Here is a 13,249-nt window from a genome sequence, read left to right on the forward strand (position 1 = left end):
TAAATCTATTGATTTTGAGGGACGAATCAAGGCCTCTTCAAAAGGTAGACAGTTCGATCAATCGTGGTCATGCAGCATTTTTAATTGACATTCCCAGGCTTAATCACGAAAAAATTCCCAAAAACTCTAAACATGCAGGCTAAATATAACAAGAAGTGTAGATAAAAACATACCCTTTTACCCGACTTAATATCTCGATACCGGACGATAAAAAGCGTCCTGCCGGACTTTGAACCTTTCGGCTGGCATACTGACGATGACTTTTGAAAGTCCTTTCTTATAGCTGAGGATGTCGGAAAGATGGCCTTCTGAAATCCCCAGCATTCTGGCTACCTGCGTTTGCCGGAGGTTGTTTTCCTTCATTAGGTACTTCAACAATTGTATAGGGTCGGCACCTCTGTCGGATGCATGTTCTTCGTCGTAGATTTCGATAAGCAACGTTACGGTGTCGATAAGGTCGAAGGATTCGTCAGAGGTATTCTTTGAATACCGGGCAGTCATTTCCTCAAGGTCATTGCCATACGATTTGTATCGCTTGTCGTTTCTTATGACGGTGAATTTCTGCTTGTAAGCCAATCCCAAATCCAAATCTTTTTTGCTGTAACGGTCACTTTTGGAGCAACCAATTGTTTTTTCTCTTTGTAAGATGACTTTTCTCTCTTTAAAGCCGCATTCATTGCCTTTTCAGCTCTTAATGCGTCCTTTACTGCCTCTGTCATATTGATAAATATACCAATTTCTCTTGGCTTCGGATACCCCTGACAGCTGAATACCACAAAAAAAGCAGCCTCTCAGCCGCCTTTCTCCTTTCCTGTGCTAAACCCACCGTTACATGACCTCAATCTGCTCCTGCGCCTGGTCGGCGGTGCTGGTGGGTGTGGGCGACAAAGATGAGCTGTTTTGAGGTGGAGCAGGTACGGGCACTGTACGACGAGGTGCCCGGAAACAAAAAGGAGTTTGTGGTGCTGAAAGGTGCCTACCATGCGAAGTTTCCCGATGACAGCTGGCGTTCGTCCCGATCTTTGCAGGGTTGCCATAGCAAGCGCTTAGCCCAAAAAATGGGTCTGAGACTCGGAGGAAAACTAATAGGCGAGGCCGGCAGCTTCCTTCACGACTCTGAGGGCACCCACCCGCTCAGCTGGTCTCTGTCGATAACTGCGCCTGTGTCAACGATTTCATTGATCTTTTTCACCACATCATCCAGCTCCACCACCGACGCTTTCAAAAGACCAACCATTTCCTTCTCCTTTGTATCACTCTCTTCGATCAGGTTAACGAGACCCAGAATTCTGCAGATCGGCCCTCTTAACTGATGGGAGTTGATGTAAGCATACTCCGCCAACTGCTGGTTCTGCGTTTCAAGCTCCTGCGTCCTCTCGCTGATCCGCTCCTCCAGGCTTTGATTGAGTCTGCTCACTTCCTTCTTATGCTTCCGAATTCTCGCTTCATAGTCTCTTCGCTGGATCGACCTGATCACCAGCGGCACAATGTCCGACAGAGCTTTCGCAAAAAGCAAATCCTCCGGTAGCCAGTGGCGATGCTCCTGATGCTCGAAGCAAATCACACCTCCCAGTTTTCCATCGAGGAAATAAGGTGCATCCATCATTGACAGGATGTTGTGGGGCTTCAAATAGTTGTCCTTAAATTCGAACGTCTTAGGGTCAACTTCCGCATCATCCGCCGGAATGATTTCTTCGTCGAGCAGTGCCTCAAAGTAGCGTGGAAAATCTTCGCCGTGCAGCTCTGCCCCTTTTTCATAATCTTGCTCTTTCAGTTTGTACAGCAGCAGGCATTTTATTTTGTTGCTCGTTCGGTCATAATGCCAAATGCTCACCCTGTGCGCCTCAAGACTAACGGCGCCTGTTTTGGTAATGTCCCGCAGTGCCTCCTCCAGCGTACCGAAGCTGATGCTCCTGCTTTTTGAAATGTCGAGCAGGGTATGCCAGTGTTTTTCAAGGCTGTTGTTGCGGTCAACAATTTCTTTCACCCTGGCTGCCAGTGCCTCCTGACTTACCTCCAGCTTATTATTCCTATCGGTAATCGTCGTTAGCAGGTGCTGGCGGATCCTGTGGAATAGCTGGATGAAGACGAAGATCACGACCGCCAGCCCGAGGTGAGCCACGAGGGCTCCATACACATTGCCAGCTTTTGGCACCGCCAGGTTATCGTGGACAAAAGCGAAAACAACGAAAGTGGTAAGTGAAATGCCTGCCCACACAAATGCGTTCTTCTGGTTAACAAGCGTGAAGGCCATCAGCGGCAACAGCCCAAGCCATGGTGCAATGAGTGACAGCAGCCCGCCGGAAAAATACATCCCGACGCAAAACGATATCCAAAAACAAAAAATGGTAGTTTGTATGGCCAGGTGAAGACCTGTTTTTAACCGGAGCAAAAAAAGGGTACTTAAAAGCAGCACCACCGGCAGCAGAAAGGCAATTCTCGGCGTGTAGAAGCTCAGGTAGGGATGAAGTACAAAACAAACCTGGCAAAAGAGAACCTCCACAAGCGCAAAGCTGATCATCAGTCGGGCCCTTGCAAACCCCTCCTCATCAAGGTCAAATCCATCCAGGAAAAAAAAGTGAAAGCGCTTCATGTAACTAACAGCCAAGTCGTTACTAAAAATAGCGAAAAGATTAACGTTTCGGGTTTAAATTGGACATTTTTAATAGAAAGGCAATCTCGGTGCTTCGGGCGGTAAAAATACCGTATCGGCAAAGCAACTATCCTTGTCATTCTGTATACTGACAGGCAGGGCGAAAAGTGGCCGCCTCCAACCAAAATGTTTATAATTGACTCTGCTTATTGTTCAGTTTTCAAACAACGGGACTTGCCTTGTTGAAGCAACTTCCGCAATCACCATTTTCATGCATAACCTAACCGCCTACCTTCGCTTCCTTTCCCGCCATAAAACCCTCAGTTTTATCAATGTGTTTGGCCTGGCTATCGGCTTTGCTGCCTGTATTTTCATCGGCTTGTACATCGCCGAAGAGCTTAGCTACGAACAGTACCACGAAAAGCTTGACCGTATCTATGTGGTCACCTCGCAGATCAACTCCGGCGAGTCGGTCACCAAGGTGTCTACGGCACCGGGAGCGCTGACACCTATGCTGAAACAGGATTTCCCAGAAGTGGAGGAGGCAGTGCGAACAACCAGCATGACTGTTCGGTCAGTCAAGTACGGCTCCAACATCTTTCAGGAGAATGATATTCTCCAAGCCGATCCGGAAATCTTCCACGTACTTACCTTTCCTCTCATTGAAGGAGACCCCGGCACCGCCCTCACAGCTCCCAATAGCATCGTGCTGACAAAAACCCTGGCTGAGAAGTACTTTGGCGCAGAGCAGCCCATGGGCAAAGTGCTTACTATCAATGAGCAGCCCCACCAGGTAACAGGGCTCATACACGACATTCCGACAGCTACCGACCTTAAATTTACCGCCCTGGTGTCAATGGACAGCCAGGCGGAGAAAGGTTGGTTCGACTTTGAATACCATACTTACGTGCTGCTCAAAGAACAGTACCTCCAATCTGATCCGGCGCTTATTTCCTTCAAAGAACGAATGGTGAGCAATGCTGAAAAAACCCTTAACGACCTGCTGGATGAAGCTGACCTTACTATCCATATGCCAGTAGAGCCTTTCAGCGGCGTCCACTTCCGGGAGCCGACGTACGATGACACCCCCAAGGGCAATATGGCCTTCATTTATATCATTGCTTCCGTAGCGCTGCTTATGATGGTGATCGGCAGCATCAATTTCATCAACTTTTCGCTGGTACAATCTCTCGAACGAGGCCGGGAAGTGGGCATCCGTAAGATTGTTGGTGCCCGTTTTCCACAGCTGGTGTTTAAGTACCTCAGCGAGTCTGTGCTCATCGCCCTGATGGCTTTTCTTATTGCCATGATAATTGTTGTGCTAGCCATGCCCCTGTTTAATGAAATTACCGGTAAAAGCTTCGAAGCCATCCGGTTATTCAATCTTACCTTCCTCTCCGTCTCATTTGCTACAGTGGTAGTGGTCGGTGTGCTTGCGGGAAGCTTTCCCGCTTTTTTCACTTCCTCTATTCAACCTCTGCAGGCACTAAGGGGGAAAATCACCGGCATCCGGGGTCAATGGTTCCGGAAGCTGTCGATACTCGCACAGTTTGCCATTGCCATGGGACTGATCATTTGCACGTTGCTGATCCACCAGCAAATGCGTTTCATGAGCAACTACGACATGGGTTTCCGTAAAGAGAACGTGGTAGTGATCGACACACCTGACGATTCGCTGGCGGCAGGAAGTCTGAATGTGTTCAAGCAGATTTTGTTACAAAACAGTGCCATAGAAAAGGTGTCGAGCACCGGCTATGGCGCTATCCCTGACGAAGAACCCCGAAAAGGCACATTGGGCGTAAAACCCAATGGCGAGAGCAGGCTGGTGAATGTGTTCACGGTTGATGCTGACTACCTTTCGACACTGGACGTAGCACTGCTCGAAGGGCGAAACTTTGATGCCGCCCGGCCTGGAGATAAACATACCACCGCCATTGTGAATACAGCATTCGCTCAACTTTGGGGCTGGGACGATCCCCTCAGCGAGCAGGTGCATGCCGATGGCTCTGTAAAGGTGATCGGGGTAATGAAAGACTTCTATTTTCAGTCGCTGCACGTAGGCTTAGAACCCACCATCATCATGTTCGGCGACGACGTTACCGTGCATATGCTGGTGCGGTTCAGGGCAGACTATCCGGTGGCTGATCAAATGCCTTTGTTGGAGCAAGAGTGGAAAAATCTTTTTCCGAACGACCCTTTTAGCGCCCATTTCCTGGATCAATCCCTGGCCGCTCAGTACGATCAGGAAGACAGAGCGCTTACGCTGTTCACTTCCTTCAGCGTACTCACCATCATGGTGTCGTGCCTTGGACTTTTTGGCCTCTGCTCACTCACCATTTCACAAAGGAAAAAGGAAGTGGGGGTGCGAAAAATTATCGGCGCCAGCTACGGATCTATCGTTAGGTTGTTTTCAAAAGAATACCTGCTGCTGATCGGAGTTTCGTTTGTGGTGATCGCTCCGGCTTGCTTCTGGCTGATCACCCAATGGTTGCAGTCTTTTGCGCTGAGGGATGGCATTAGTCCATGGGTGTTTGTGGCAGCTTGCCTGGGAGTGCTTGTGCTTGGGGTAGCCACTGTGGTGCTGAGCATTGGCAAAACGTGGAATACTAATCCGGCTAGGCTCATTAGGGACTAGAGGGTGATCGGCAGCAGTCCCTTTTCTTCCAGCGAGGCTTTGATCTCCTCGTGGTCCTTCCAAAACTTCGCTTTTACTGCGCCAAATGCTTTTTGAAATTCTGGCCGATCTTTAATCGGTTCAAACATGGGATCCATATCCAGCATCAGCACCCAAATGTAGAAGTTGTCCTGTTTTGAAAACAAGGTCACCTCCTCGATGGCCTTTGGCCAATCTTTCAAATAGGCAAAGTATGCAGCCTGGTTCACATGCATGTAAATCGTGGGATCGTCGTCGGCATACCGCTTAAAGCGACTGATGAATTGCCGGGCCTCATCACTGAACCCCATTTTTTCATATACGGCCCCAATCTTAAGGTTGGCGTGGGTGTACAAGTCGAGATGAAGGCTGTCCTTTAAGTGAATAAATTTACTATAGTAACGGTAAGAGTTTTCGTAGTCCCTCAGCACAAAACAGGTGTTACCCAACTCCTGTAAGAACATCACATTGTTGGGGTCACTTTCCAGCTCTTTCATCAGAAAGTCTTTTGCCCCAGCAAAGCTTCTGGTTTTGGCTAACCGGGTGAATACTTTTACCATCTTTGCAATAGTGTTGTCGGGCTCATACGCTAGGGCATTGTCGATGTAAAAAAGTGCTTCTTCCACGAACCCTGCCTGCACCAACGCATTACTTATCTGCAGGTAGTTGTAACTCTGAGTGGTGGAGTCCGCCGCAATGTCCACTCTCGCCTTCATCAGGGCATACTCCAGGTACTTGCCTGTGTCGGGCTGTCGGGAAAAATAATATTCAGAAAGGAAGTGCAGAACAACACCCGAGTTGGGATTGTACTCCAGCGCCTTTTCCAGGTAAGGCACTGCCTGCTCGTTCTTTTCTTCATAAATGTAGGCCAGGGCCTTTGCCACAAGGCTCTCCGCCAGTGTCGGGTCGAGAGCAAACGCCCGTTCCGAGCTCTGGCTTATTTCTTCACTATATAGCTTGTCCGATCGATAGATGTCCAGGTAAAAATACACCATGGTGAGATCGGCATAGGCCAGGGCAAATTGATCGTCGATATCAATAGCATTTTTATAATAGGGAATCGACGCCTTCAGGCTTTCGCCCGTGCTTTGATAGAATAGCTCCGTTCCTTTCAGGTAAAAATCATAGGCTGCCAGGCTCTCTGTCGGCCGTTTTCCAATTCTTTCTTCCTCTTCCGGTGTAATGAACACCTGTATCTCCTCGGCGATGTTTTTAGCTACTTCTTCCTGCAATTCAAAAATATCTTTCGCCTCCCTCCTGTACTGCTTGGCCCAAAGGTGGCGGTCGGTGGCTGCTTCAATCAACTGGATGTTTAACAATATTTTATCACCAATTTTCTGCCCGCTTCCTTCTACGAAATAGCTTACGTTTAATTCCTTCGCCATTTCGGGAATTGACTTGCTCGTGTTGCGGTACTTTTCAGAAGATGTGCGGCTGATCACCCTGACGTCACGCATCTTTTGCAGGTTAGTCAGGGTCGACTCCATCAGCCCATTAATAAGGTAAACGTTGGTGGAGTCGTTGCTTTCGTTTTTGAAGGGCAGCACGGCTATCGATTTATCGAGCGCAGGCTGCGCTGGCTCCGAGGCTTTTGGGGGATAAAAAAACCACCATACAGTGGCTCCGACAACAAGAAAAGCCGCTACTGCTAACAACGGAATCTTGAGCGATTTTCCTTTTTCAGGAACGGCTGCACTCAACGGTTCATGATGATCTCTTTTGCCCACCTCCCCGGGCGGATAGCCATAATACTCACGAAAACATTTGATGAAATAAGACGTGCTGCCAAAGCCCACTTTGTACGACACCTCGGACACGTTCATCGAAGTTTGCCTGAGCAGCTCCATGCCTTTCTTAAGCCTTTCCTGGCGAATAAACTGGCTGGCGGAAAGCCTGGTCAGTTTGCTGATCTTGCGCAGCAGGTTCGAACGGCTCATGTTCACCTCACTGGCCAGCTCCGATACACCGAAGTTTTCATCAGAAAGGTTGTCGCCGATGATTACTGTAAGTTGAGTCAAAAAATCATTTCCCTCCGTCAGACCGGTTGGGCTTTGGTTCTCCATTATCAGGCAGCTAAAAGTTGTGCAAGCTCTACAAAAATGGTGATTCCAAGTGGAAGTCACAAACGTTCTGAAATGAGTAATGCAAGCGTGCTTTCAAGCAGGTTTGCGTCATAATTTATATCAAATCGTCATAATTTTCATCTCATGGCCAAACTTTATGGTTTCGGCTGCAATCGTGTTTAGTGCTGCGCCAAGCCTTGACGGAACTTTGCCTCAAACAAAATTTCTCAGAAACTAAACTTGAAGAATTATGAAAACGATGATGAAAAACACAATGAAAACAATGACACGTCTGGCGCTCGTAGCAGCCCTTTTAGTAACAGTTGCCTGTTCAGACAAAAAAGTGAAAAGCGAATCTACCAGCGAAAGCTCAGCAGTTGCTGCACCGGATGTTGACATTCACACGGCTGTGATCTCGGGAAACATCGAAGCAGTAAAGCAGCATATCGCTGCCAGCTCCAACCTGAATGAGAAAGACCCATTCGGAGGCTCCAGCCCGCTGATATCAGCAGCAGTGTTCGGCAAGCCCGAAGCAGCCAAACTTCTTATCGATGCAGGTGCTGACATCAATTTCCAAAACAATGATGGTTCGACAGCGCTGATCTCAGCTGCGTTTTTCTGTCGCCCCGAAATCGTGCAAATGCTGCTCGATAAAGGTGCCGACAAATCCATCAAAAACAAGTATGGTGCTACCGCCTACGACGGCGTGTCGGTCCCTTATGCCGACGTAAAGGGCAGCTACGAAATGATGGCCACCATGCTTGCTCCTATGGGCCTGAAGCTCGACTATGCTTACATAGAAAAGACAAGACCTGAGGTGGCTGCAATGCTGAACTAATTCCCAATATCAAAGACTAATCAAAATGGCAACAACTATTAGAAGATACGATATTGACTGGCTGAGGGTGATAGCCATCGGCTTGCTGCTGATTTACCACGTGGCCATCGGCTTCCAAACCTGGGGAGTGATGGTCGGGTTCATCACCTCTGAAAAGACATGGGAATCACTTTGGATTCCCATGTCGATGCTGAACGTGTGGAGAATTCCCCTGCTGTTTTTTGTCTCTGGTATGGGTGTCTACTTTGCGCTGAGGCGCAGGAACTGGAAAGAGCTGATGCTGGAGCGCTCAGGCCGTATCCTGGTTCCTTTTCTTTTCGGCATGTTCGCCATCGTGCCTATCCACATCTACCTTTGGAAGTCGCATTACAAGATGACAGCCGGCTATGAATACAACCCGGGCCACCTTTGGTTCCTGGGCAACATCTTCATCTACGTGCTTGCGCTCTCCCCCATCTTCTTCTATCTGAAGCATCATGAAGAAGGGGAAGTAGCCAAAGGGATCAAATGGCTGTTTGGTAACCCGCTTGGACTCCTGGCCACTTTGCTCGCCTTCGCCGCAGAAGCCTGGCTGGTGAGCCCTGGTATTTATTCGCTATATGCTACCACATGGCACGGTTTCGTCCTTGGGTTGCTGGCGTTTTTCTTTGGGTTCTGTTTTGTACTTAGTGGACAGCCCTTTCTGGAAATGATCCTGAAGTGGAAGTGGATATTCGTTGCTATGGCCAGTGCGCTGTTTGTTGTTCGCATGGTCGTATTTAATCAGGCCGCCCCTAATTACCTGCAATCTATCGAGTCGAATTTTTGGATCTTTGCAGTTTTTGCTTTTGGATACAAATACCTCAACCAGGGTGGCAAAGCACTTACTTATCTGAGTCAGGCTGCCTATCCGGTGTATATCCTGCACATGGTGTTTCTTTATCTGGGGTCGAAATTCATTTTCCAGCTCAATGTCGCCGCACCTGTCCAGTTCCTGATGGTGTTGATGTTCACGACTCTTGGTTGCTTCGCTACTTATGAAGTGATCAGAAGAGTGAAATTCCTGAGGCCGTTGTTCGGTTTAAAATGGAAATCATCCTAATTTTGTCCTATGATTGGTTGCAATGGTTCGTTGAAATCCGAGCCATTGCAACAAAATCTCCCTTACTTCCGTAACACAAAAAGTCTAAGCAGTAACACTCCATGTGAAATCCGATTTCTTTCAAATAAAGTAGGCAGCCTCCCTTCACTCCGCTGCATTTTGTTCACTTCTACAGAAAGAAATTCGTCATGCTTATTCTTCAAGACATTACCTATACCCATCCCAATAAGGATGTGCTGTTCAGCCATCTCAACCTCACCATCAACCGACACGACAAGGTAGCCCTCATCGGCAACAATGGCGAAGGCAAAAGTGTGCTCATGAAAATCATGGCGGGCGAACTTGAACCGACCTCCGGAGCAGTGCAGTCCGGCTCAAAGCCTTATTACGTTCCGCAATTGTTTGGGCAATTCAACCACCTGACTATTGCACAGGCCTTAAAAGTTGACAGTAAAATCCAGGCCTTGCACGAAATTCTGGAAGGCAACGTTACGGAGGACAATATGGCCCTACTTGACGACGACTGGACGATAGACGAAAGGTGCAGCGAAGCTTTGTCAAATTGGGGCCTTAGCAACCTGCCGCTGACCAGCAATATGAGCACGCTGAGTGGCGGGCAAAAAACACGGGCGTTTCTTGCTGGCATTGCTATTCACCAGCCCGACCTTGTGCTGTTCGACGAGCCCAGCAATCACCTCGACACAGCCGGCCGGGAGCTGCTGTACCAGCTGGTGCGGTCAAATACCCTGACATCAGTTGTCGTCAGTCACGACAGGCAACTTTTGAACTTGCTCGACAATGTTTATGAGCTCAGCCGCGGCAAAGTAACCACGTACGGAGGCAACTATGAGTTTTACGTAGAGCAGAAGGAAATAGAAAGCCAGGCGCTGCAACACGATGTAAGAAGCAAAGAGAAGGCGTTGCGAAAGGCAAAAGAAGTGGAACGGGAGGCTGCCGAAAGAAAGCAAAAGCAGGATGCCCGGGGAAAGAAAAAGCAGCAGAAAGCCGGCATGCCGACCATCATGATGAACCTCATGAAGGACAAGGCCGAAAAAAGCACATCACGGCTCAAAGGCGTTCACGCAGAAAAGATAGGCGAGATCTCCCAGGAGCTCAGCTCACTCAGAAAAGAGCTGCCGGACCAGGATAAAATGAAGTTTGGCTTTGATAATTCCAATCTCCACCGGGGCAAATTGCTGGTGGAGGGAAAAAATGTGAACTACAACTACAACCAAACCCCGCTGTGGTGGCAGCCGCTCAGCTTTAGTATTAACAGTGGCGACAGATTGGCCATCAAAGGGGACAATGGGGCCGGCAAAACGACCTTACTCCGGCTGATCCTCGGCGATGCGACGCCGCAGGCGGGCACTGTCTACCGGGCGGGCAGTTCTTCCGTTTACATCGACCAGGACTACTCCCTGATCGACAGCAAGCTCACTGTGTATGAACAAGCCCAGCTATTCAACACCTCCAAGCCACCATTGCTGGAACACGAGGTCAAAATAAGGCTGGCCAGGTTTCTGTTTTCCAAAGAAGAATGGGGCAAGCCATGCAGTGCGCTAAGCGGAGGTGAAAAAATGCGGCTGATGCTCTGCTGCCTCACCATCAGCCACCAGTCACCCGACATCATCGTGTTGGACGAGCCTACCAACAACCTCGACATCCAGAACATAGAGATTTTGACCGGGGCTATCAACGAATATGAGGGCACGCTGCTGGTGGTGTCACACGATGGCTATTTTCTGGATCAGGTAAATGTGGATAGGGAAATTCTTTTGCGGTAAAAAAATGCAAGTCAGCGAGAGCCACGCTACTACTCTCGCTGTCTCAAATCTCTTACATAGGCACCTTCCCATGGAATGATGTAGACTTTTACCCCCGTTCCCTGCAACGCCTTCGAAGCTCCGCTCAGGTAGTTGAACCTGCTAGTTCCGTCAAAAACGATCTCCTGCGGAGCAAAGTACTTTCCAAGGTCAGTCGACCAAAAGCTCTGGTTGGAGACAATCAAAAGATCAGCCGCCAGGGGCTCGGAAAAAGCCTTACGCTTCGGCAGCGGGTTCTGCAGATGAAGTACTTTCAAGCTGCCGACCTTTATTGCAACGAGGGTGTCTTCTATCAACACTGTTTGAGGGAGCCAGTTGTCGGCATGGGAAACAAAAGGGATCATTGTGCCCTGCTGGATCAGGTGAGGTCTCACATTGAGATTGAATAGTCGCTCCTCCTGCTTAAAGGCTTCATCAAAATAGTGAAACACCTTCCCTCCTTCCTGATAATCCATGGCAGTGTAGCCGGTCATTTCGTAGATCACCAGCTCCCTTTTCTGATGTTTGTCTGCTACAAAAAGTCCTTTCGACAGAACAAACAGCAGCAGGCAGGCAGCCATATACTGAAACCACCGATAGTTACGGCTTTGCCACCAGAACAGCATTAACAGAAGGGCACCGTACAACAGCCAGGTTTGTGCGGACGAAAAGGAAATAGGGAAGATTTGGCTGGCCGGTAGTTGCTCAATAAACTCCACAAACCAGTTGAGGCCAAACACCATCCATTTCAGCATAAAGGCGATCACTCCGGCCAAAAATGATGACACATAATGAACAGCAAATAAAGCCACTCCGGTGCTTAGGATCAGAAATGCCGCCGGGATGACGAGCAAATTGGATAACAAAAACCAACTGGGAAACTGATTGAAATAGTAGATACTCAATGGCCCTGTGGCTAGCTGAGCAGCCAGGGAAACGCAGGTGATGGCCCAGATTTTATCGAGCAGCCAATGAGGCGCCGCCCATTGGCGGTACAGAAAGGGTTGAAGATAAACAATACCCAGCACCGCCAGAAACGAAAGCTGGTAGCCCACGTGAAAGAGAAAGTTGGGGTCGTAAAGGAGAAGCACAAATGCAGCCAGCGCCAGTGAATTGTAGATATTAGTCTTTCGACCCAGGCCCTCCGCTACCATCACAATAGAAAACATGGTGACAGCCCTCAGCACCGAAGCCGACATGCCGGTGATCAGCGCAAAGCCCCAAAGGCTGGCAAATAAAATGATAAATCGCACCAGCTTGCCGTATTTACGCTTCTCCAATGGCGTTAGCAAGAATGCCAGAATCATGTAGATGATACCCACATGCAGGCCCGACACAGCCAGAATATGCATGGCACCAGCTGCCGCATAGGCTCGGCGTTGTTCGATGTCGATTTCATCTTTCTGGCCGAGTATCAGCGCCTCCGCTATGCCCCGCTCCCGCACATCGGGCAGGTATTCCCTCAGCACGTGTAGCAGCTCTCTCCTCCAGCCCATGGAAAGGCTCACTAACCTGTTAGGAGGGTCTGAGCCTGCCAGGAGAACATCGTCAAAGGTAACATAGTCCTGAAAATGAATGCCTTTCCTGGCCATGTACAGCTTAAAGTCAAATCCGCCAGGGTTACGCAGCGGTCTGATTTCTTCCGGGCTTCCGTGGATCCAAAGTACCGTGCCGTACTTCAGGGCACTAAGGTTGGCCGTGGTAGCGGAGTCCTTTTTCAGGTAAACCTGCACCAATCCGGTCTTTCGCAGCAATGAATCACCCGACCTAATGGCTGCCACCTGGATATCAAACGCCCACGTATTTGTCTTTTCTATTGGGTCATCTACCAGAATTCCTTTATAAAAATCTATCGACGACTTGCTTGTATATAAATGATTTTCCTGAAATATGGCCTCAGTTGACTGCCTTCTGAGGATGCCCACAAGGCCTATGGAAAGCATAAACACGATACCGAAAAGGTAGCGCAGACTTCGGGCAGCGTTTTTTCTGGAATAAAACCACAGGAGCAATACCACAAGCCAAACAAGCCCTATGTACGAAGGGGAAAACCAGCTTTCTCTCAGAAACAACTCATGGCAGGCGATGCCAGCAGCACAGGCTATGAAAATTCTAACAAAAGGTATGGCACTCCAGCGGATCAATTGGCTACTATTTTTCTAAAAATAGTGATTCTGTCGCTCTAATTGGAAAAGTTCTTGGTAAAGATAATAATGAAA

Annotated in this window: 8 protein-coding genes; 4 read left to right on the forward strand and 4 right to left on the reverse strand. The window is 48.8% G+C overall.

The genetic code is table 11. From position 1 onward, the window contains the following. Positions 1-186: 186 nt before the first annotated feature. Entirely contained in the window at positions 187-582 is a 396-nt protein-coding gene (locus GC130_RS16835; RefSeq protein WP_151999507.1) for a type II toxin-antitoxin system HigA family antitoxin, read from the reverse strand. Positions 583-1,108: 526 nt separating this feature from the next. Further along, entirely contained in the window at positions 1,109-2,593 is a 1,485-nt protein-coding gene (locus tag GC130_RS16840) for a GAF domain-containing protein (protein WP_151999508.1), read from the reverse strand. A 271-nt stretch (positions 2,594-2,864) separates the two neighbouring features. Between GC130_RS16840 and GC130_RS16845 the strand changes: the two genes are divergently transcribed. After that, positions 2,865-5,228 carry an ABC transporter permease gene (locus tag GC130_RS16845; RefSeq protein ID WP_151999509.1) on the forward strand — a complete coding sequence of 788 codons (2,364 nt, stop codon included), beginning with the start codon at positions 2,865-2,867 and terminating at the stop codon, positions 5,226-5,228. Here GC130_RS16845 and GC130_RS16850 read toward each other — a convergent pair. Beyond that, entirely contained in the window at positions 5,225-7,309 is a 2,085-nt protein-coding gene (locus tag GC130_RS16850; protein WP_151999510.1) for a helix-turn-helix domain-containing protein, read from the reverse strand. The genes GC130_RS16845 and GC130_RS16850 overlap by 4 nt on opposite strands. Before the next feature lie 250 nt (positions 7,310-7,559). Here GC130_RS16850 and GC130_RS16855 point away from each other — a divergent pair, with 250 nt between their 5' ends. The 3 genes from GC130_RS16855 (at position 7,560) to GC130_RS16865 (ending at position 11,012) form a co-directional block, all read left to right on the forward strand. Beyond that, complete coding sequence (locus GC130_RS16855; RefSeq protein ID WP_151999511.1) at positions 7,560-8,147, forward strand: ankyrin repeat domain-containing protein; 588 nt, start codon at positions 7,560-7,562, stop codon at positions 8,145-8,147. Positions 8,148-8,172: 25 nt separating this feature from the next. After that, on the forward strand, positions 8,173-9,228 hold the full coding sequence (locus GC130_RS16860; RefSeq protein ID WP_151999512.1) for an acyltransferase family protein: 1,056 nt from the start codon (positions 8,173-8,175) through the stop codon (positions 9,226-9,228). Between the two features lie 188 nt (positions 9,229-9,416). After that, positions 9,417-11,012 (forward strand): ABC-F family ATP-binding cassette domain-containing protein, encoded by a 1,596-nt coding sequence (locus GC130_RS16865; protein WP_151999513.1) that lies wholly within the window; start codon positions 9,417-9,419, stop codon positions 11,010-11,012. Positions 11,013-11,041: 29 nt separating this feature from the next. Here GC130_RS16865 and GC130_RS16870 read toward each other — a convergent pair whose 3' ends face one another. Further along, positions 11,042-13,174: a ComEC/Rec2 family competence protein gene (locus GC130_RS16870; RefSeq protein ID WP_151999514.1), complete on the reverse strand. Its 2,133-nt coding sequence runs from the start codon at positions 13,172-13,174 to the stop codon at positions 11,042-11,044. Positions 13,175-13,249 lie beyond the last annotated feature (75 nt).

The organism is Imperialibacter sp. EC-SDR9 (genome assembly GCF_902498805.1).
GTDB lineage: Bacteria > Bacteroidota > Bacteroidia > Cytophagales > Cyclobacteriaceae > Imperialibacter.